Origin of the sequence: Polynucleobacter sp. MWH-Braz-FAM2G (genome assembly GCF_018687635.1) — a bacterium.
GTDB lineage: Bacteria > Pseudomonadota > Gammaproteobacteria > Burkholderiales > Burkholderiaceae > Polynucleobacter.
In genome coordinates, this window is record NZ_CP061300.1 from 2,069,966 (window position 1) to 2,091,767 (window position 21,802).

General features: G+C 44.8%; 19 protein-coding genes. 6 read left to right on the forward strand and 13 right to left on the reverse strand.

The window, feature by feature from the left end; genetic code table 11:
- Positions 1-4: 4 nt before the first annotated feature.
- Genes FD973_RS10495 through argS form a run of 3 tightly spaced genes read right to left on the reverse strand, consistent with a single transcriptional unit; the run spans position 5 to position 3,038 of the window.
- Positions 5-652 carry a thiol:disulfide interchange protein DsbA/DsbL gene (locus tag FD973_RS10495; RefSeq protein WP_215323571.1) on the reverse strand — a complete coding sequence of 216 codons (648 nt, stop codon included), beginning with the start codon at positions 650-652 and terminating at the stop codon, positions 5-7.
- Positions 649-1,272, reverse strand: a complete 624-nt coding sequence (locus FD973_RS10500) for an SPOR domain-containing protein (RefSeq protein ID WP_215323572.1) — start codon at positions 1,270-1,272, stop codon at positions 649-651. The genes FD973_RS10495 and FD973_RS10500 overlap by 4 nt, the downstream gene beginning before the upstream one ends.
- A gap of 38 nt (positions 1,273-1,310) precedes the next feature.
- Entirely contained in the window at positions 1,311-3,038 is a 1,728-nt protein-coding gene (gene argS / locus FD973_RS10505) for an arginine--tRNA ligase (protein ID WP_215323573.1), read from the reverse strand.
- A gap of 35 nt (positions 3,039-3,073) precedes the next feature.
- Here argS and FD973_RS10510 point away from each other — a divergent pair, with 35 nt between their 5' ends.
- Positions 3,074-3,391: a DUF1840 domain-containing protein gene (locus FD973_RS10510; RefSeq protein WP_215323574.1), complete on the forward strand. Its 318-nt coding sequence runs from the start codon at positions 3,074-3,076 to the stop codon at positions 3,389-3,391.
- Here the strand turns inward: FD973_RS10510 and metH are convergent.
- Together metH and FD973_RS10520 are read right to left on the reverse strand one after the other, a co-directional pair.
- Positions 3,388-6,138: a methionine synthase gene (gene metH / locus FD973_RS10515; protein ID WP_215323575.1), complete on the reverse strand. Its 2,751-nt coding sequence runs from the start codon at positions 6,136-6,138 to the stop codon at positions 3,388-3,390. The two genes, FD973_RS10510 and metH, sit on opposite strands and share 4 nt — an antisense overlap.
- The gene (locus FD973_RS10520; RefSeq protein WP_215323576.1) at positions 6,135-7,199 is read right to left on the reverse strand and encodes a homocysteine S-methyltransferase family protein; all 1,065 of its coding nucleotides are present in this window, start codon (positions 7,197-7,199) and stop codon (positions 6,135-6,137) included. Before FD973_RS10520 ends, metH begins: the two co-directional genes overlap by 4 nt.
- Positions 7,200-7,274: 75 nt before the next feature.
- Here FD973_RS10520 and FD973_RS10525 point away from each other — a divergent pair, with 75 nt between their 5' ends.
- Positions 7,275-7,724, forward strand: coding sequence for a PhaM family polyhydroxyalkanoate granule multifunctional regulatory protein (locus FD973_RS10525; protein WP_215323577.1), 450 nt, complete (start codon positions 7,275-7,277; stop codon positions 7,722-7,724).
- On the opposite strand, the gene FD973_RS10530 is transcribed toward FD973_RS10525, so the two are convergent.
- Positions 7,636-8,721: an MBL fold metallo-hydrolase gene (locus FD973_RS10530; RefSeq protein WP_215323578.1), complete on the reverse strand. Its 1,086-nt coding sequence runs from the start codon at positions 8,719-8,721 to the stop codon at positions 7,636-7,638. The genes FD973_RS10525 and FD973_RS10530 overlap by 89 nt on opposite strands.
- Here FD973_RS10530 and FD973_RS10535 point away from each other — a divergent pair.
- A complete protein-coding gene (locus FD973_RS10535) occupies positions 8,714-8,944 on the forward strand; it encodes a DUF1289 domain-containing protein (RefSeq protein ID WP_251368780.1) in 231 nt (76 codons plus the stop codon). The genes FD973_RS10530 and FD973_RS10535 overlap by 8 nt on opposite strands.
- A 3-nt stretch (positions 8,945-8,947) precedes the next feature.
- Here the strand turns inward: FD973_RS10535 and FD973_RS10540 are convergent, their stop codons facing one another.
- On the reverse strand, positions 8,948-9,931 hold the full coding sequence (locus FD973_RS10540; protein WP_215323580.1) for an MDR family oxidoreductase: 984 nt from the start codon (positions 9,929-9,931) through the stop codon (positions 8,948-8,950).
- Positions 9,932-10,018: 87 nt separating this feature from the next.
- Here FD973_RS10540 and FD973_RS10545 point away from each other — a divergent pair, with 87 nt between their 5' ends.
- From FD973_RS10545 to FD973_RS10555, 3 genes are read left to right on the forward strand one after another with little or no spacing between them, the layout of a single operon-like run.
- The gene (locus FD973_RS10545) at positions 10,019-10,315 is read left to right on the forward strand and encodes a hypothetical protein (protein WP_215323581.1); all 297 of its coding nucleotides are present in this window, start codon (positions 10,019-10,021) and stop codon (positions 10,313-10,315) included.
- Positions 10,316-10,325: 10 nt separating this feature from the next.
- Positions 10,326-10,835: a flavin reductase family protein gene (locus FD973_RS10550; RefSeq protein ID WP_215323582.1), complete on the forward strand. Its 510-nt coding sequence runs from the start codon at positions 10,326-10,328 to the stop codon at positions 10,833-10,835.
- A gap of 18 nt (positions 10,836-10,853) precedes the next feature.
- Positions 10,854-11,516: a glutathione S-transferase family protein gene (locus tag FD973_RS10555; protein WP_215323583.1), complete on the forward strand. Its 663-nt coding sequence runs from the start codon at positions 10,854-10,856 to the stop codon at positions 11,514-11,516.
- A gap of 17 nt (positions 11,517-11,533) precedes the next feature.
- On the opposite strand, the gene FD973_RS10560 is transcribed toward FD973_RS10555, so the two are convergent.
- From FD973_RS10560 to ttcA, 6 genes are all read right to left on the reverse strand, one after another.
- Positions 11,534-14,569, reverse strand: a complete 3,036-nt coding sequence (locus tag FD973_RS10560; RefSeq protein ID WP_215323584.1) for an efflux RND transporter permease subunit — start codon at positions 14,567-14,569, stop codon at positions 11,534-11,536.
- A gap of 7 nt (positions 14,570-14,576) precedes the next feature.
- A complete protein-coding gene (locus tag FD973_RS10565) occupies positions 14,577-15,716 on the reverse strand; it encodes an efflux RND transporter periplasmic adaptor subunit (RefSeq protein WP_371816892.1) in 1,140 nt (379 codons plus the stop codon).
- A gap of 169 nt (positions 15,717-15,885) precedes the next feature.
- Positions 15,886-17,424 (reverse strand): efflux transporter outer membrane subunit, encoded by a 1,539-nt coding sequence (locus FD973_RS10570; RefSeq protein ID WP_215323585.1) that lies wholly within the window; start codon positions 17,422-17,424, stop codon positions 15,886-15,888.
- Between the two features lie 129 nt (positions 17,425-17,553).
- On the reverse strand, positions 17,554-19,386 hold the full coding sequence (glmS, locus tag FD973_RS10575) for a glutamine--fructose-6-phosphate transaminase (isomerizing) (protein ID WP_215323586.1): 1,833 nt from the start codon (positions 19,384-19,386) through the stop codon (positions 17,554-17,556).
- On the reverse strand, positions 19,386-20,897 hold the full coding sequence (gene glmU / locus FD973_RS10580; protein ID WP_215323587.1) for a bifunctional UDP-N-acetylglucosamine diphosphorylase/glucosamine-1-phosphate N-acetyltransferase GlmU: 1,512 nt from the start codon (positions 20,895-20,897) through the stop codon (positions 19,386-19,388). Before glmU ends, glmS begins: the two co-directional genes overlap by 1 nt.
- Complete coding sequence (gene ttcA, locus FD973_RS10585) at positions 20,894-21,802, reverse strand: tRNA 2-thiocytidine(32) synthetase TtcA (protein ID WP_215323588.1); 909 nt, start codon at positions 21,800-21,802, stop codon at positions 20,894-20,896. Before ttcA ends, glmU begins: the two co-directional genes overlap by 4 nt.

Below are 21,802 nucleotides of genomic sequence, written 5' to 3' on the forward strand. Positions count from 1 at the left end.
GCGCTCACTGCTTGTATTTATCTTTACGAATTTTTTCTTCTAGATAATCCATTACTACAATTGCCTTCGCCTTTGTTCCAGCAATAGAAGGAGATGTAACGTACTTACCTTGCATCACAATGGTTGGCACGCCATCAATACGATACGCTTCAGCCAATTGCTTCGCTGCCCGCGCCTTAGAAACCACCGCAAATGAACGGTAAGTAGTCAAGAACGTGTTGCGATCAATTCCCTGAGAAGCAACCCAATCAGCAATCTCTGGCTCAGTTAAAAGGCGCTTATTTTCTTTATGAATGGCATACATCACTTTGTCATTCAAAGCATCTCCCTTGCCCATTGCCTCTAGAGCATAAAACAATTGGCTATGCGGCAAAAGATCGTCTCGAAAGGCTACAGGAACTCTCCGAAACACCACATCCTTGGGCTGTCGCTTTACCCAGGCGCTAAGTTCAGGCTCAAAATCGTAACAATGCGGACAGCCATACCAGAAGAACTCAATGACCTCAACCTTTCCCTTGGTTTCTACAGGCTGGGGAACTGGTAAGACTCGGTAGTCGAAGCCCTCTTCTATTTTTTGACCTTGAGCAAATGTAAATCCGCTCAAAGAAAGTAATGTCAATAAAGTAAGGAATCGCTTGCTATATGAAATCATGATTTACTAGATTTAATTAAAGTTGGTTTAATACCCATGCCACTCAATTTATCCCGAACTGGGTTACTTTCTTCAGCAGTGTTGTAGGGTCCAACACGCACACGCCAAAGTGTATTGCCATCACTAGTGACTTCACTTAATTGCGCTTGAATTCCTTGGATGGCTAAGTTAGCTTTTTGTGCATCCGCATCTGATCGCTTTACAAATGCACCGACCTGTAAGAAATAAATTACATCTGATTTCGCGCTAGAGGGTGCATCTGCAGGTTTATCAGCAGATTTTTTGCCATTCACTAAATCACCAATTGGATCAGTAGCAGGAGGAGCTGGCGATTTGCCTTGAAGTGGTTTATTTAAATCGACTGGTTCGGCAGGAGCAGTCCCTTCACCTTCAACTGGTGTGGGAGCGGGCTTAATAGTCAGCGGCAAACTAGGTGCGCGCATGCCAGGCCTCTCCTGGGGGGTATTTTTGGAAAGATAAAAAGCGATGACAAATGCGATTCCAAGACCAGCACCTAAACCCAATATAAAACCTAGGATAGTGCCGCCGTATTGAGCATTCTTGCTATCAATGCGGTTAGAGCGTCCAAGGAAGCCAGTTTGTTGATTCGGTATATTCATTATTTCCTCATCTTACATCCACACTTCACCCTTCGCCATTACATCTTTGCCGGCGCAGAGACTCCAAGTACTTTTAAACCGTTTTGTAAAACCTGACGAGTCGCGGAAAGCAAAGCAAGACGCGCCAACTTTAGATCCTGATCATCAACCAATACGCGATCAGCGTTGTAGAAGGTGTGGAAATCGCCAGCCAAATCACGCAGATAAAAAGCGAGTGCATGCGGAGCCAATTCCTCTGCTGCAGCAGTCAATACCTCAGGATATTCAGCCAAACGACGAAGCAAATGATCAGATGCCTTGCTTTGTAAAAGTGAGAGATCGACTGAACTTAAGTCAGATAGCTGGCCGCCCCATTGCTGCAAGATTGAACTAATTCGTGCATGCGCATATTGAACGTAAAACACTGGGTTTTCATCGTTTTGCTGCAATGCTAAATCTATATCAAATACAAATTCTGTATCTGCCTTTCGAGAAATTAAAAAGAAACGCACAGCATCACGACCGCGCTGGAGTGCCAATTCTCTTTCATCAGGCGTCATCTCTGGTGTCACGCCACCAGACCACTCCACCAAATCACGCACAGTGACATATGAACCAGCGCGCTTAGAAATTTTCACTTCTTCGCCATGACGCATCACCGTTACCATTTTATGCAACACATAGTCTGGATATGTTTTTGGTATATCCCAACCACGCTTCTGAGCTACGCCCTGCAAGCCTGAGCGAACACGGGCAATCGTGCCATGATGATCACTGCCTTGTACATTGATGACCTTTTGGAAGCCACGCTTCCACTTACTGGTGTGGTAAGCAACGTCAGGCACAAAGTACGTAAAAGTACCGTCCGACTTTCGCATCACGCGATCTTTATCGTCGCCGTCATCTGTAGTCCTTAACCACAAAGCACCTTCAGATTCATACGTTTTGCCAATACTCTGCAAATCGTCAACAATTTGAGCGACACTGCCATCCGTGTACAAAGATGACTCTAAGTAATAGCAATCAAATTGAATACCGAAAGTTTTTAAATCAATATCTTGTTCATTGCGTAAGTACGCCACTGCAAATTGACGGATTGCCTCAAGATCATTCTTAAATTGTGGAGATTCTTTAAATGCCGTGGCGATCTCTGCAATATATTCACCGTTATAAGCCTGTTCTGGCCACGCAGCATCGCCTGGCTTTAGACCCTGCAAACGAGCCTCTACAGATAAGGCTAAATTGGCAATTTGCACACCAGCATCGTTGTAGTAAAACTCACGATGAACCCGAATACCCTGTGTCGCTAATAAATTTGCCAATGCATCACCAAGCGCTGCCTGCCTTCCATGACCCACATGCAATGGACCAGTCGGATTGGCGGAAACAAACTCAATCATGGCGCTCTGAGAGGATTGATTGCTTGAGGAAGACTCCCCAAAATGGGCGCCCGCGGAGAGGATCTCTTGAACTACTGCAGTCTTGGCTGCATTGCTGAGTCGAAAATTAATAAATCCAGGGCCAGCAATTTCACAAGATGCAATCAGCTCATTAAAGCCAGCTTGCTGTTGCAGGCGCTCGACCAAAGCTTGAGCTAGCTCACGTGGGTTGAATTTCCAGGCCTTAGAAAGCTGGAGGGCGATATTACAGGCTACATCGCCATGATCAACGGCTTTTGGGCGCTCCAAACGGGGTACAGGAGGCGCCTCTAGACCCCGCTCCTGAGCCAAGCCCGCCAATGCGGCACTCAGCATTTCAATTAAGCGATTTTTATTAGTGGACAACATAGGTTAGTGAGTTTATCAGGTGGTAAGCTATCGAAATGATCTATCAATTTCGCTCGAAAGCTGGTCCGGATGTCATCATGCTTGCGGATCTGACCAAACGAATTTTCGATATTTTGGGGCGCCCCCTTGAGCCTCGGGGCATCCTCACAGTTGAACAACTCCCTGGTTTGATCACCGCTCTAGAGACTGCCATTCTTAAAGACCTCGAGGAGCGGGCAAAGGTTAATGAAGACTCTGAGAATGGTACTGAAAAGCCTAAACTAGCCGATCGCCTTGGTCAGCGCGCCTATCCATTTCTTGAGCTCATGAAACAAGCTAAAGCCAAGGATGAACCCGTAATGTGGGGCGTTTAATCCAATAAACTCGCTAACTGGCGACGAGTATCCTCTACGGTCTGGCCTCGGCGTTTTGCTAGATCCTCAACCTGATCATCTGAGAGTTTGCCTACATTAAAGTAACGCGCATCTGGATGTGCCAAATAGAAGCCGCTTACGCTAGATGCTGGATTCATTGCCATCGACTCTGTCAGAGTCATCCCAATATCTTCAGAACCAATCACGCGCAATAAATCTTCCTTAACCTCATGCGCAGGGCAAGCTGGGTATCCAGGCGCCGGACGAATTCCACGATACTCTTCGTTAATCATTTGATCATTAGTCAAAATCTCATCAGTTGCGTAGCCCCATAAGTCAGTACGCACTCGATGGTGCATCAATTCAGCAAAAGCTTCTGCCAAACGATCTGCTAAGGCCTTCAACATAATGGCGCTATAGTCATCGTGCTTTGCCTGAAACTCCGCCACCTTCTTTTCAAGACCATGGCCTGTTGTAACTGCAAAACAACCAAGGTAATCAGCGACACCAGAATCTTTAGGCGCAACATAATCGGCTAAGCAACGATTGGGTCTTCGCACACCATCAACAACTGGTCGCTCAGATTGTTGACGCAAGTTATGCCAAACAAATAAAGGATGCTCACGAGATTCATCGCTATACAAAACAATATCGTCACCAATAGTGTTTGCAGGATAAAAAGCAACTACGGCATCTGCCTGTAACCATTGCCCCTGAATGAGTTTATTGAGCAACATTTGAGCATCCTCGTATACCTTGCGAGCCTCAATTCCCACAACCTCATCATCCAAGATCGCTGGAAATTTTCCTGCTAAGTCCCAAGTCTGAAAGAAAGGTGTCCAGTCGATATATTTAGCAATATCACTGAGTGCAAAGTTTTTAAATACACGGCGCCCAATAAACTTTGGCTTCTCGGGTACGTATGATGACCAATCTAGCATCTCACGATTTTTGCGGGCCGCCTCTAAAGAAATAGTTGGAACCGCTTTTTTGTTGGCATGTTGCTCGCGAATCCGCGCGTAATCATCGCGCAAATCTTGAATAAACTTTTTGGCGCTCTCATCCGATAAAAGACTAGAAGCAACAGAAACTGATCGAGATGCATCTGGCACATAGACGACTGGGCCATCATAGTGTGGGGCAATCTTTACAGCAGTATGCACACGGGAGGTGGTAGCGCCACCAATCATGAGCGGTATTTGACGTTCACGGAAATAATCATCGCGCTGCATCTCTTGCGCAACATAGGTCATCTCTTCCAGAGACGGTGTAATTAAACCAGATAAGCCAACAATGTCAGCATTCTCTTCCTTGGCATGCTTCAGAATCTCTGCGCAAGGAACCATTACACCCATGTTGGCTACTTCAAAGTTATTACATTGCAGAACAACTGTCACGATATTTTTTCCAATATCATGAACGTCGCCCTTCACGGTGGCCATCACAATTTTGCCTTTGGCTTTGGCCTCGCCACCAGCAGCAATGTGTTGGCGCTTTTCTTCTTCAATATATGGAATCAAAATTGCAACGGCTTGCTTCATCACACGCGCACTTTTGACTACTTGCGGTAAAAACATTTTGCCGGCACCAAATAAATCGCCGACAACGTTCATACCATCCATAAGAGGACCTTCAATTACCTCAATTGGCCTACCACCCGCGCCCATAATTTCAACGCGCAATTCTTCGGTATCTTCTTCAATGAAAGTAGTAATTCCATGCACAAGAGCATGCGTAAGTCGCTCGCGCACTGGTGCCTCACGCCAAGCTAGATTCTCAACCTGCTTAGCGCCACCACCCTTAAATTGATCAGCAATATCCAATAAGCGTTCTGTTGGTGTTTTGCCATCCTTCTCTTTAAAGCGATTCAGAACCACATCTTCTACGCGCTCACGTAGCTCAGGATCAAGGTCAGCATAAACACCCAATTGCCCTGCATTCACAATACCCATATCCATACCAGCCTGTATGGCGTGATACAAGAACACCGTATGAATAGCCTCACGAACCCGATCATTGCCGCGGAAGGAGAAGCTCACATTGGAAACACCACCACTTACCTTAGCGCCCGGTAAATTTTCTTTAATCCATCGCGTGGCATTAATAAAATCTACTGCATAGTTATCGTGCTCTTCAATGCCAGTGGCAATCGCAAAAATATTTGGGTCAAAAATAATGTCTTCAGCTGGAAAGCCAATTTCATTCACCAAAATGTCATAGCAACGCTGACAAATCTCTGTCTTACGTTTAAAAGTATCGGCTTGTCCAATTTCATCAAAAGCCATCACTACAGATGCAGCACCATAACGACGTATTAAACGCGCTTGCTTTCTAAAAGGCTCTTCACCCTCTTTTAAAGAAATTGAGTTGACGATGGGTTTGCCCTGAATACACTTCAATCCCGCTTCGATGACGCTCCACTTAGATGAATCAATCATGATCGGAACGCGTGCAATATCAGGTTCGGATGCAATTAAATTTAAGAAGCGAGTCATAGCCGCCTCAGAATCCAGCATCGCCTCATCCATATTGATATCAATTACTTGAGCGCCGTTCTCAACTTGTTGACGAGCCACAGCGAGTGCTTCATCAAATTGATTATTCAAAATCATGCGTGCAAATGCTTTAGAGCCTGTGACATTGGTGCGTTCACCAATATTCACAAAACCAACATCAGCAGTAACATTAAATGGCTCGAGACCTGAAAGCTTCATTGTAGGCATTGCTTTTTTATCGACTTGGTTCATGCTGAGACCTCATCATTCTCACGATAAAAAGCACGGGGCTTACGCTTTGCAACAGCATTTGCTATCGCACGAATATGATCTGGCGTAGTACCGCAGCAGCCGCCAACCAAATTCACCAAACCATCCTTAGCAAATCCATCGACCAAGCTCGAGGTAATTTCGGGCGTCTCATCAAAGCCCGTATCACTCATTGGATTAGGCAATCCTGCGTTTGGATAGCAAGAGACTGCTGCATCGCAAATCCTTGCAAGCTCAGCGATATACGGACGCATCAACGCAGCACCGAGCGCGCAGTTTAGGCCAAAGGTAAGGGGCTTGATATGACGTAAGCTATTCCAAAATGCTTCGACAGTTTGACCAGACAGAATACGCCCTGATGCGTCAGTCACAGTTCCAGAAATCATGACTGGCAGACGTTCGCCCGTCTCTTCAAAGAACTCATCAAGCGCAAAGAGTGCAGCTTTTGCATTGAGCGTATCGAAAATAGTTTCAACTAAAAATAAATCTACTCCACCAGCAAACAAACCCTCGATCTGCTCACGATACGAAGCACGTAATGCATCAAACGTTACATTACGCGCACCTGGATCATTAACGTCTGGTGAAATACTAGCAGTCTTTGGCGTTGGTCCAATTGCTCCCGCAGCAAAACGAGGCTTCTCAGGAGTGCTGTATTTTTCACAAGCTGCACGAGCAAGTCTTGCAGAAACTTCATTCATCTCTCGAGCAAGGCCAGCCATGCTGTAATCTTCTTGCGCAACCGATGTTGCACCAAAAGTATTTGTTTCAATAATGTCTGCGCCAGCATCCAAGTACTGTTCGTGGATCTTGCTAATAATTTCAGGTCGAGTTAAGACCAATAACTCGTTATTGCCCTTGACATCCCCAGGATGATCTTCAAAACGGGTATTTGTCGGTAAGCCACGATAATCAGCTTCAGTTAACTTGTACTGCTGAATCATGGTTCCCATTGCGCCATCCAAAATCAAAATGCGCCGCCTCAACAGCTCGGGAAGCTCCTGACCTCGGGTGTAGGGCTGGGAAAAACCATTAGATTGCATTGTTAAACCGGGATTAATCTCTAGAATCCCTTATTCTATTGGAAAAGCTACTTTTTATTTACCTCGGAGCCCCTTATGTTTGGAACCATTCCAGAATTCAATCAAAGCCTAGAAATGTTTAAAACCATGTGGGGACAAGGTGCCGCAGGTCAAGCGGGACAATTTCCCTTCACGACAGATGCCACTAAGGCGGCTGGCGGCTTCGGATCAGCCTTTCCTGGTCTTGACGTGGATGAGTTAGAAAAACGCATTAAAGACCTTAAAAGCGTTGAAAACTGGCTGAATCTAAACCTCAATATCCTCAAATCAACTATTCAAGGTCTTGAGGTTCAACACGCCACCATGATGGCCCTTAAATCTTTTGGTGATGCTGTCTCAGCGGCAGGAGCAGCCGCTACCGGATCTAACCAAGAATCCGAAACTAAGACTACTAGTGCTAAACCTCGGAAAACCGCAACACGCCGTCGTCGCAAAGCTGGCGACGCAACTTACCTCGACGAAGTAGGTAATTCAGATGAGCAATAGCTTCCCCCATCGCAAATGTGAGTTGATGAATATCTAATTCACGTTTAAATAAAACCGGCACAATCTCTCTAGCATGTGCCGGTTTTTTGCAGGCACCCAATGTGTCCGTCAAACGATCAACATGATGTGCTTTCAATTGCGCAATACGCAGCTTGATCCCAGTAAATGGCTTGCCGTGCGAGGGTAAAACTAAGGCATCTTCAGGCAAGGCCAAATACTTTTCAATAGAGTCTAAATATAAACCCAGCGGATCTGCATCAGGATCAACATCAAAGACGCTCACATTAGTTGATATACGGGGTAAAAGCATGTCTCCTGAGATGAGGACACCAAGCTCTTTGCAAAAAAGAGAGGCGTGCTCAGGTGCATGCCCATAGCCCATGATCACTTTCCATTCGCGCCCACCGATCAAAATCGACTCACCGTCCATAATGCGACGATATCGACGTGGCACGCCCGGAACCATATTGCTATAGTAATTTGAGCGAGCACGAATTTTTTCCAAATCTTCAGGTGCCGTTAAACCATGCCGCTGAAAGTGATCTGCTGAGCCACCGCCACCAGCTCGCGATCCAACCGCAGCACCACCCTCTTTGCAACTTAACCATTGTGCAGTTAAGTAATCTGTCATAGAAATCCACAAAGGCACATTCCACCTTTCGCATAACCATTGTGATAAACCTACATGATCGGGATGCATATGGGTGACAATCACTCGCAAGATCGGCATACCCTCAAGCTGCGTTGCAAATACCTGCTCCCAAGATGCCCTTGTCTCGTCATTAGCTATGCCGCAGTCAACAATTGTCCAGCCTGCTACACCATCAATTTCATCGCGCAATAACCACAAATTGATGTGATCAAGAGCGAAAGGCAATCGCATTCTGAGCCAACGAACGCCTGGAGCGACCTCAAGACTGCCCCCCACTTCCGGAAGTAAGTCTCCTAATGGATAATAGACTTCAGCTTTGGCACTGAATTGGTTTTGAGTGTTCATATTTAACGAGATTTCTTTTATCTTTTCTACTAGGTTTACTTTGACAACAGTTCCATCACCATGCATTAATTGGTGTGATATCAATCCCGAAAATGGTTACTGTCGAGGTTGTTATCGTACCTTGAGTGAAATTGCTAATTGGTCAGACTTAACCAATCCTGAGAAACTTGAGATCTGGTCTCTATTACCTAGTCGCAAATCTCAAGCACCACAGAAAATCTAATCTTTATTTATTAACGTCGACAATTAATCGTCCACGCACATTTCCAGCCATTAACTCTTGTGCGTACTTAATCGAATCCTCAAGCGTAATTTCATGAGAGATTTCGTCTAAGGTTTTCAAATCAACCAACTGACTCAATTGTTCATATGCGGCAATTCTTTTTGCACGAGGAACAGTCACACTATTGATGCCATACAAGGTCACACCACGCAAAATGAATGGCGCAACAGTAGAGGGAAAATCCATACCTTGAGCCAGCCCGCAGGCAGCAACCGCACCATCACTCTTAGTCTGCGCACATGCGTTAGCCAAAGTATGACTGCCCACACTATCAACCACTGCTGCCCAACGCTCTTTTGCCAACGGCTTACCAGGAGCTGATAAAGTCGCACGATCTATTACTTCGGATGCGCCCAATTTCTTCAAGTAATCAGCTTCTGCCATACGCCCCGTACTAGCCACAACTGTGAAGCCCAATTTACTCAGCAGTGAAATAGCAAAGCTGCCAACCCCACCTGCTGCACCAGTTACTAAAACTTCGCCATCACTTGGCTTGAGACCATGTTTCTGCAAGGCCATGACACACAGCATAGCGGTATAGCCTGCAGTACCAATAGCTAGTGCTTGTTTAGCAGTAAAGCCTTTGGGGAGCGGAATCAACCAGTCACCCTTCACTCGAGCCTGCTGTCCTAAACCACCCCAATGACCTTCGCCGACTCCCCAGCCGTTGAGAAGAACCATATCACCGGCCTTGAAATCAGGATTGGTGCTTTCAAGTACCTCACCAGCAAAATCAATCCCGGGGACCATAGGGAAGCTACGTACCACTGGACCTTTGCCTGTAATGGCCAGACCATCCTTATAGTTCAGAGTCGAATACAACACTTTTACACGAACATCACCCTCTGGGAGCCTAGCCTCGTCTACTTGGGCTAATTCGGCACGATATCCCTGATCATCTTTATTCACCAATATTGCTTTAAACATGTCTCTTCCTTTTAGAGCGAGGGATTTCCCCGCAACAATCGCTTAATAGGTTTATCCTAACGAGCATTGCTGATTATGGAGGTTTCCATGAAAAAAATTCTACTATTAACCACGATTTCTGGCTTAGCGCTATCTGGCTGCTACTCCACCCAAATTAATATGTCTATGGGCAATATGCGCCTGATCACCTCAAGCGCATCCCCTCAGGATGTGATGGATTTCGCCACCAAGACCTGTAGAGATGATTTTTATGTAGGTGCTAGCTTCTTATCCAAAGCCGGCAAAGAATATCGTTTCAAATGCGTAAAAGCAGAGGAAAACGAAATTCTCATCCCTATTCCTGGCACCACGATAGAAGCTACAGCAAAACCTGAAGCCAAGTAAGCAGAGTCTGATGACCCCATTTACTTCTCAAGAGCTGCGCAAAGGTTTTTCATCATTTGCCACTGGGGTCACTGTTATCACCTGCCTTGATGAAGATGGAAATCCTCACGGCATTACTATTAGCTCCTTCAATACAGTTTCTCTAGAGCCACCATTAATTCTCTGGAGTTTAAAAAAGCATTCACGCCTAATGCCCTGGGTTGAGCTTGGTAAAAAACAATTAATTCATGTTCTTGAACGTTCTCAAGAGCATTTAGCAATGCATTTCGCCACAGTCAAGGTAAATCAATTCAATGGCATAAGCCATAAGATTGCAACAAGTGGGCTCACACAAATAGATGATTGCGTTGCTTATTACGAATGTGAAACCGTTTGTGTTCACACTGGCGGAGATCACAACATCATTGTTGCTAAAGTCATCAACTTAAAGAATCACCCAGAGCGAGATCCTCTCATTTTTGCGCGCAGCAAATTTGTTGGCCTTGATTTCGCAGAAACTAAAACCAGCCAATCTGAATAACCTTCACAGGAAAAAATCATGATGCGTTTATGGGGTCGCAAAAGTTCTATCAACGTTCAAAAAGTATTGTGGTGCCTTGCGGAGCTTGGGCTTGAAGAAGGCAAAGACTTTGAACGTGTAGATGCAGGCCTTCACTTTGGAATCAACAATACACCTGAGTTTCTGAAGATGAACCCAAATGGGCTTGTTCCCACATTAGAAGATGGAGACCTAATCCTCTGGGAATCCAACACCATCATGCGTTACTTGGTTTCGCAGTACGACAAAGCTGAACGCTTTCCAAAAGGTGTCGCAGCTCAATACAGCTCTGAAAAAATGATGGATTGGCAACTTGCAACCCTTTGGCCTCCATTGCGCACTGCCTTTCTAGGGCTAACTAGAACACCCGAAAAAGATCGAAATTACGATGCCATATACAAAGGCTATCAAGCTACAAACCAAACCCTTGGCTTGCTAGATCAGATCCTATCTTCGCAAGACTATTGTTCAGGCAATCAATTTAATATTGGCGATATCGTGGTTGCTCTAGGCGTTCATCGCTGGGTTTTACTAAACGATACCTTTCCAGAAAAAACTGGTTCTCGCAGCGAACTAAAAAATGTTGAGCGCTGGTTAAAGCAGTTAAGAGCTGAAACTCTCTTTAGCGAGTTTGCCGACAAAGAATTGAATATCGTTAAATAAGTTCGGTATTAATAAGATTATTCCTGCTTGAACTTCTTAGCGTGGTGATCAGCCCCGATAAATAGATACATCGCTGGTACAACAAAGAGCGTAAATAAGGTTCCAATTGATAGGCCAGTGAAAATCACTATACCCATTGATTTTCGCCCAGCAGCACCTGCGCCAGATGCGATCACCAAAGGTAAAACGCCTAAGACCATAGCGGCTGTTGTCATCAAAATAGGGCGTAAACGCACGCTACTAGCCTCAATGATGGCGTCCAGTTTTGAACGGCCAGCCTCCTGCAATTCATTGGCGAATTCAACAATCAAAATACCGTGTTTACTAATTAATCCCATCAGCGTAACCAATCCAACCTGGGTATACACATTCAATGTAGTAAATCCTAGATTAATAAAAATCAAGGCACCGAATAAAGCCAGTGGCACAGAAACCAAAATCACAATCGGATCACGGAAACTTTCGAACTGCGCAGCAAGAACCAAGAACACAATCAAAATAGCAAAGAACATGGTCACTAAGAATCCTCCGGACTCCGCCATAAACTGGCGCGAGGGACCAGCGTAGTCCATACTGTAGCCATTAGGCGCCACTTCTTTTAAAGACTGACGCATAAACTCCAATAAATCGGCCTGCGAAATAAATGGAGTACTCACGCCAGAAATCGTTGCGGAGTTCAATTGCTGAAAGTGATTAATTGATTGCGGTACAACTCTTTGTTTGATAGTTGCAATAGTCCGCGCTTGAACCATAGCGCCACTCGGAGTACGAATGTAGTAATCCAAGATTTGATCTGGGTTTAAGCGATCAACCTGCTTAACTTGCGGAATGACTCGGTAAGAACGTCCTGCCACAGAGAAGTAATTTACATATCCACCGCCTAGCGCTGCCGATAAAGCGGCACCGACTTGTTGTTGAGTCATACCTAAGGCCGCCACTTTCTCCCGATCGATTTCCAATACGTCTTGAGGTTTATCGATTTTCAAATCAGAATCCACAAAAAAGAAGTTGCCACTACGACGTGCTTTATCAAGAACTGCTTGAGATACTTCATTTAGCTGCGCATAAGATTCCGTTGTATTGATCACAACCTGCACTGGCAAACCTTGTGCTCCCGGCAAAGCAGGGAACTGGAATGCAGCAACGCGAGCACCAGCAATGGTGTTCCACTTTTGCTGCATATCTTCTTGGAACTTGGTTGCATTACGATTACGCTCACCCCAGTCCTTTAGCAAGATGCCGCCGAAACTAGATGTTGGGCTTGTAATCTGAAAGGCCTGTTCGTATTCTGGTTCAGCAGCTGCAATGGCATAAATTTGATCTGCATAAGTCTGCATTTGGGTAACAGTGCTGTTAGGCGGACCTGATGCTTGCATCAGAACAATGCCTTGGTCTTCTGTTGGCGCCAACTCTGACTTAGCGGTGGCATATAAATACGCAACTCCCCCCAACAAAATAAAGCCCATTACGATAATGACCTGCCAAGTACTTAATAAATCTCGTAAGGTACTTTGGTAACTGTGGTGGACTTTGTCAAAGACCTGATCGATCTTATGAACAAATGAAGATGCCTCTTGTTCTTCGGTAAAAATACGTGAGCACATCATGGGGGAGAGAGTTAAAGCAATCAACCCTGATACAGCGACTGCACTAGCGAGAGTAAACGCAAACTCAGTAAAGAGTGCGCCCGTCAAACCACCCTGAAATCCAATCGGGATATATACAGCGATCAGCACTACGGTCATTGCCAAAATAGGGCCGCCTAATTCACGGGCGGCAATTAAGGATGCCTCGAGCGGAGACTTTCCTTCTTTCATGTGCCTATCAACGTTTTCCACCACAATAATTGCGTCGTCGACCACCAATCCAATTGCCAAGACAAGTGCCAACAATGTCAATAAATTAATTGAATAGCCCAATACCTGCATTAAGAAAAATGTGCCAATGAGAGACAAAGGCATTGCTATGACTGGCACTGCAACTGCGCGAACACTTCCCAAGAAGAGATAAATTACGATCGTCACAATCACGAGGGCTTCCAACAAAGTTGAAATCACTTCATCGATAGAGCTGGTGATAAATTGCGTAGAGTCATAAACAATCTTGCCAGTCATCCCAATTGGCAATTGTTTCTGAATTTCAGGAACCACATTTCGGACTCGTTGAGCTACGTCCAATAAGTTTGCTTGAGGCGCAACCTTGATAGCGATAAATACAGAACGTTTGCCACTAAAAGCAACATTGGTGTTGTAGTCCTCGGAGCCAAGTGTGACATTGGCCACTTGGTCTAAGTAAACAATATTTACGCCATCTTTTTTTATAACTAATTTGCGGAATTCTTCTAACGTATGCAAATCAGTGCCCGCTACTAAATCCACCGATACCATATCGCCTTTGGTACTTCCCACGGCAGAAAGGTAATTATTCGCAGACATAGCACTGTAAACATCATCTGCACCAACGCCCAATCCAGCCATCTTTTCTCGATCAAGCCAAGCACGCAACGCAAATTTGCGTCCCCCAGTAATTTCTGCGTTTTGCACACCCTCAACGGAATCCAGCTTTGGTTTTACAACGCGCAATAAATAATCTGTAATTGCGTTATTAGGAATCTCATCGCTATAAAAACCCATATACATCGCAGCAGTTGATTGACCTACTTGCACAGTCAAAATTGGCTGTTGAGCTTGGGGTGGTAACTGGTTTTTAACCGCGCTTATTTGCGTTTGAATTTGCGTCAAAGCCGCATTCGAGTCGTAATTCAACTTTAGTGTGGCAGTAATAGTCGATACACCACTCACGCTTGTTGAGGATAAGTAATCAATACCTTGAGCTTGAGCCACAGAGGCTTCTAAAGGCTGCGTAATAAAACCTGCGATCGTTTCTGGGTCTGCACCATAGTAGGCAGTCGTAATCGTCACAATCGCATTTTGCGTCTGTGGATACTGGTTTACAGGCAAAGAACCTATTGCCTTTAGACCAAAAATCAACACTAAAGCACTCACCACCATGGAGAGTACCGGCCTGCGGATGAATATATCAGTCCAATTCATCTGCTATTTATTCCTGTGGTTTTGGATTAGGTGAATTTGCTGGCTGCACCTTATTGTTAATAATTAGTGGTGTGCCATTCTTTAGCTTCAACTGCCCACTAGTTACTACCGTAGCACCCTCTTCCACGCCCTTCAGAATAGCAACTTGATCACCACGAGTTAATCCCGTTGTTACAAATACTTGCTGAGCCTCTAGAGCAGGATTTCCTTGTTTATCCTTTTTACCAGTCGGCTTTGCAATAAATACGGTTGAGCCATATGGGTTATATGTAACAGCAGTTTGGGGCAAGGTTAGATATTTGACTTGATCACCAAGATTAATATTCACGTTAGCAAACATGCCCGGCAAAATTTTCTTGTCGGGATTTGCAAGCCGAGCCTCTACTTGAATATTTCGAGTATTAGTATCTACTTTTGGACTAACGGCTGTAATCTTGCCAGTAAAGCTAGCGTCCTTGAATGCATCCGTTGTAACAACCACTTCTTGTCCAACTTGAACTTGCTCGGCATTATTTTGCGGCAAATTAAAATCAACAAAGATGGGGTCCAATGTTTGCAGTGTTAACAACTTATCGCCAGGATTTACAAACTGACCTGGATTAATTGACACAATACCAACTCGCCCACTAAATGGTGCCTTGAGATTTTTCTTTGCCACTAATGCCGTCTGTTGTTCAACTTGCGCTTGCTTAGATTTGGCATCGGCAGCACTAGTGTCGAATACGTTCTTACTAATTGCCTGAATAGCTAGCTGTTGTCTATCACGCTCATTAATCACCTTTGCCAAATCAGCCATCGCTTTTAATGAATTCAATTGCGCAACATCAGAGGCATCATTAAGCTTAATAAGGAGTTCGCCTTCTTTGACATCCTGGCCAGACTTGATGGGTACGCTCTGAACTAAGCCACCAATTTCTGTACTGAGCTCAACGCCCCTGAAAGCCCTAACGTTACCAACACTAGTTAACTTGGGTTGCCACTCAGAAGAAGTAATCACCATCGTAGATACAGTTGCAGGCGGAAGGCCCATGCTGGAGATGAAATGCTTAATCATGAATGTCTTTACTTGATTAAATGTAAAGATCAAACCTAATAGCAAAAATACTCCGCAGAGCATAATGACCATACGACGCTTCATGGGCTCCATTGCCATAAGCTTTTGATGTGCTTTAGTGTTGCGCCATTTTTGACCTACCCACACCCAAAAAGACTTTACTTTTACCCAAAGAGCAATTGCCCTATCGCGCAATTTCCACTCAACTGCCTTACGCCCCAGCCAGGCCCACAAGCCAATCACTATGGCGACGAGAATGTTTTTAATTTTTTCCAGAAGTTTCATTTTGATCTTTGTTCGCTATGTCTTTTGGTTTAAATGCGGGGCCTTCACGATTCCACCAGCCGCCACCAAGTGCTGCAAATAATGCCGCCGTATCCGAGAAACGAGTTGCTTGTGCCGCAACAGATTTCACTTTTGCTTGTTGATACTGGTTTTGGTAATACAGCACTGCCAGGTAGCTAGCTGTACCCAACTTGTATTGCTGCTGCACTAAATCTAAAGTTTCGTAAGCATAGCGCTCAGCATCTGATGCCGCCTTAAGCGCCTGAGCACCAGTCTCTAATGCACGCAATGCATTCGCAACCTCTTGAAATGCATTTAAGACTGTTGCCTGATACTGGAAAGCAGCTTGTTCATAATTTGCAATGGCGCCACGGCGTTGCGCCAATAATGCGCCGCCCTGAAACAAGGGCTGCAAGATACCGCCACCTAAAGTCCATAAAGAAGAGTTTGGTCCAAACAAATTTGCAGATGTCAACGCAGCCGCACCAATCGATCCAGTAATATTAAATTGAGGCAATAAATTAGCAGTTGCAACACCGACAAATGCATTCTGTGCTTTTAGTTGAGCTTCGGCAGCCCGCACATCTGGACGTTGACGCACTAAGCTAGACGGTACTGAAAGCGGTAATTTTTCAGGCAGATGTAAATTTGCAAGATCAAACTTAGCAATGTTTGCATTACTAGGAATTTCTCCGACCAATACAGCCAACTGATTTCGCGCAAAAGCCAGATTTCTCTCGTAGTTAAAAAGATCTACTTGAGAACTTGAAACCAAAGTGCGTTGTGAAGTCACATCTACTTTAGAGACTGTGCCAATCGCTAATTGCTTCTCAGTTACCTCAGCAAGATTGGTCTGGGCTTTTAAAATTTCTTCTGTGGCCTGCATCTGCGCACGCAGAGCCGCTTCCTTAACCGCAGTGGTTACAACATTGGCAGTTAAAGAGAGATAGGCACCTTCTAATTGAAACTGCGCAACTTCTGCTTGTGCACGAGAGCCTTCAACCGCACGTCGCGCTCCGCCAAAAACGTCTAACTTATAAGTGACATTAACTGTAGCGTTATAAAGATTATATGTATCAGTGCCGTAGTTCAAACCATAAACTGCTGATGGCTGCTTTTGTCTTAAAGCATTTGCGCCAACGCCGATCGCTGGAAAATATTGACTACCAATTTGTGCATTGACATTTTCTTGTGCTGCACGCAATGCGGCGTCTGCCGCTCCCAAATTAGGATTTTGCTCAAGCGCCTTTTTAATCAGCGCATCCAGCTCAGGAGATTTATACAGCGCCCACCACTGCGCTTCAATATCAGCTCCCTCGACAAATTCTTGCTCACTTCCCCCAGGAACACCAGGTGCAGGCGTGAGCTTCTTGGATAAGGTTGTTTCTGTATAAGAAGAGGTCTTGGGTGCTTCTGGTTGCTTAAAGTCAGGACCTACAGCGCAGGCCGATAGAGCCCCCACACATATGAGCGGGAGCAAATGTAAACGCAAAAACTGAAGTTTGGATAAAAACATGAGTTGCAACAAATATCCTCTTTTACAAGAGTTATTTGAACACAAAAATGTAATCTGAGCTTCGTAAAGCCCTGATTTATCTACTAAATTTTGTCCACAACTTTGAAAGATTGTCAAACGCACTAGAAATTATTCAACAGTGACGCTTTTCGCAAGATTTCTAGGCTTATCAACATCAGTACCACGAGCACAAGCCGTGTGATACGCAAGTAATTGCAATGGCACTACATGCAAAATGGGTGAGAGATTGCCATAGTGCTCTGGAAGCTTGATGACATTAATGCCTTCACCACTTGAAATATGAGTATCTTGATCGGCAAATACATAAAGCTTTCCTCCACGCGCTTTTACTTCCTGCATATTGGATTTGAGCTTTTCAAGCAACTCATCTTTAGGCGCCACAGTTACCACCGGCATCTTATCTGTGACTAGTGCAAGCGGTCCATGCTTTAACTCCCCAGCTGGATAGGCCTCTGCATGAATATAAGAAATCTCTTTAAGCTTCAGAGCCCCCTCTAATGCAATTGGGTAATGTAAGCCGCGACCTAAGAACAGCGCATTTTCACATTTTGCGAAAGCGTCACTCCAGGCAATAATCTGCGGCTCTAGCGCTAGAACTGCATGCAATGCTTTAGGCAAGTGACGTAAATCGCGTAGCAATTCCTTTTCTTTTTCCACAGAAATTCTGCCAGCACGCTTTGCTAACGATACTGCCAAGATATACAAGGCCAGGAGTTGAGTAGTAAACGCTTTTGTTGACGCAACACCAATTTCTGCGCCAGCCTTAGTCAAGAAATGCCAGTTTGTTTCACGAACCATCGCACTACTTGCAACATTACAAATTGCTAGGGTGCGCTGATGCCCCAAACTCTTGGCATGGCGTAAGGCAGCTAAAGTATCCGCTGTTTCGCCAGACTGGGAAACCACCACAATTAAAGTTTTTGGATTAGGCACAGTAGTGCGATAGCGATATTCACTCGCAATTTCTACCTGCGTTGGAATACCAGCAATATCCTCTAACCAATATTTGGCTACGCATGCAGAGTAATAGCTTGTTCCGCAAGCCAGAATCAAAATTTGATCGAATGTATTCCAATCTTCCAGCTTTGCATTGAACAACTCTGGACCAAACTCGGCAATATTGGCAAGGGTGTCGCCAATTGCTCTAGGCTGCTCAAAAATTTCTTTTTGCATGTAGTGCTGATATGGACCCAAATCAACTGAGTCAGCCTGTGCGGGCATTGGCTTTAATTCTCTATGAATAGAGTTGCCCGCTTGATCAATGATCTCTAAAGTATCTGCCTTAAGGACTGCAACGTCGCCCTCTTCCAAATACATCATAGAATGTGCGCGACCAGCCAACGCTAATGCATCGGATGCCAAAAAGTGCTCATGCTCACCAATGGCAACTACTAAGGGCGACCCTACGCGTGCACCAACTAGTGTGCTTGGATTATCTTGAGCGATAACACCAATAGCATATGCGCCATGCAATTTAGGAAGTACTGCCCTTACTGACTCAGCGATATCTTTTTGTCCGCTGGCAATATATTGCTGATGAACCAAATGCGCAATTACCTCAGTATCGGTTTCTGATGTGAATTCGTAGCCTGCGGCTTTTAATTCGGCGCGGAGTAATTCGTAGTTTTCAATAATGCCGTTATGAACGACTGCGATTAATGCATTGGAAATATGTGGGTGAGCATTTTGAGTGTCTGGCTTCCCATGGGTTGCCCAACGAGTATGCGCAATGCCAAGTGTGCCAACAAAATCTTTCCCTTGCTCAGCCAACTCAGAGACGCGAGCTGTCGTTCGAGCCCTTTCAATAGAATGAACTGCATCATTGCCATTAATTACTGCAAAACCACAAGAGTCATACCCGCGATACTCTAGACGGCGCAAACCTTCGACCAAGACATCAACAATGTTTTTATGGGAAGCTGCACCGACAATACCGCACATTATTTTTTATCCTTTACAGCTTTTTTGACTGTATTCTTTACAGCTTTCTTTGTCACTATTTTTTTTACAACGACTTTTTTAGTTGTCACTTCTTTGGTGACTTTCTTTTCTTGCTTTACGGGACGCTGCCATTGGAGTGACACTTGCTTTGCCCTAGATACAGTTAACTGATTAGCTGGGGCATCTTTAGTCAAGGTAGTGCCCGCACCCAAGGTAGCGCCACGACCTACACGTACAGGCGCAACTAGCTGTGTATCCGAGCCAATAAAAACATCATCTTCAATAATAGTTTGATGTTTATTCACACCATCATAGTTGCAGGTAATTGTTCCGGCGCCAATGTTCACCCTAGATCCAACAATCGAGTCCCCGACATAAGCCAAGTGATTTGCCTTGCTATTGGCTGCAATCTTACTGTTCTTTACTTCTACAAAATTACCAATATGAACATCATTTAATAAGTCTGCTCCAGGGCGCAGTCGAGCATAAGGACCAATAACAGATTGACTACCAACCTTTGCGCCCTCTAAATGACTAAATGCATGTACTGCTACCCCATTACCAATTGCACTATTACGAATCACGCAATATGGTCCAATCTTGACGCCGCTACCTAAGGTGACACATCCCTCAAATACACATCCAACATCAATCGACACATCAGTGCCACACTCTAAGACACCGCGCACATCAATGCGTGCAGGGTCAGCAAGCGATACACCCGCATCCATTAATTGATTAGCAATGTTAAGTTGATAAATGCGCTCAAGAGCAGCGAGCTGATCGCGACTATTCACACCCACAGTCTCGAATTCATCATCGGCCTGTGTTGTTCGAATTGGCACACCATCTTTAACGGCCATCGCAATCACATCAGTTAAGTAGTATTCGCCTTGCGCATTGCTAGCGCGTAATGCCTTGAGCCACTTTTTTAAAGAATTCGTTGGTAACACCATAATTCCAGTGTTGATTTCTTGAATGGCTTTTTGAAGCGGCGTTGCATCTTTCTCTTCGACTATCTCTTTTACAGAACCGTCAGCATCTCGAACGATGCGGCCATAACCAGTAGGATTAGCAAGCTTCTGTGTCAGCAATGCCAATGCGGAATCTTGTCCCTTTGCCCCGTCGGCCAGTTTCGCTAACTTCGCTAGCGTCTTATTGGTTGTGAGAGGAACATCCCCATACAAAACCAATGTGGGCTCTTGAGTATCTAATTTTGGCAAAGCCTGAAGAAGTGCATGGCCCGTTCCTTTTTGCTCAGCTTGCAGGGCAGTTGTAACTTTGCCAAATCTTGCGTCTTCATTACCTACATTTGCTATGAATGCCTTTACATCTGCTGCACCATGTCCAACCACTACAACGGGGCCAATCTTGGATTTCTTATCTTGCAAAGAAAGTGCCGTATTTAGAACATGCTGGAGCAGGGGTTTGCCAGCCAGAGTTTGAAGGACTTTGGGAAGAGCAGATTTCATCCGCTTTCCTTGTCCAGCAGCCAATATGACGATATTCATAAAGGGGGATTATAAGTCTCCTGAATGATGGTTCCACAGGCTAATTCGTCCAATTCAGCCTCATCAATTGCTTTATCACCAGATGATCTAGCGGCAATACCTGTTAGCTCAGTGGAAATCTCCAAGTTTTTGAAATCAAACGCCTCTCCATCCATCAAATGGGAGGGAACAATGTGGTGCATAGATCGAAATAAGTTCTCTACTCGGCCTGGATGCTTCTTTTCCCAATCACGGAGCATTTCTTTCATCGCTTGACGTTGGAGATTGGGCTGACTTCCACACAAATCACATGGAATGATTGGAAAATTCATATCTCCCGCATATCGCTCTAACAACTTCTCAGGGACATACGCCAAAGGACGAATGACGATATGTTTGCCATCATCAGATCGCAACTTTGGCGGCATACCCTTGAGCTTGCCTGCATAGAACATATTAAGCATCAGGGTTTCCAAAATATCATCGCGGTGATGACCTAATGCAATTTTTGTGGCACCCAATTCATCAGCCACTCGATACAAAATACCGCGACGCAAACGTGAACACAAACCACAAGTAGTTTTTCCTTCAGGGATTACTCGTTTCACAATGCTGTATGTATCTTGCTCTTCAATGTGATACTGAATACCCAAACTCTTCAAATAATTGGGCAATATATCGGCTGGGAAATTAGGCTGCTTCTGATCTAAGTTGACTGCTACGATTTCAAAATTGATTGGTGCCCGCTCACGCAATTTCATCAATATGTCGAGCATGGCATAACTATCCTTACCACCAGATACGCACACCATTACTTTATCGCCGTGCTCAATCATGCCAAAGTCGCCGATTGCTTGACCCATTAGACGACAAAGCTTTTTCTCTAACTTATTTTCTTCAAAAATAATTTTACGAATATCGCCCAT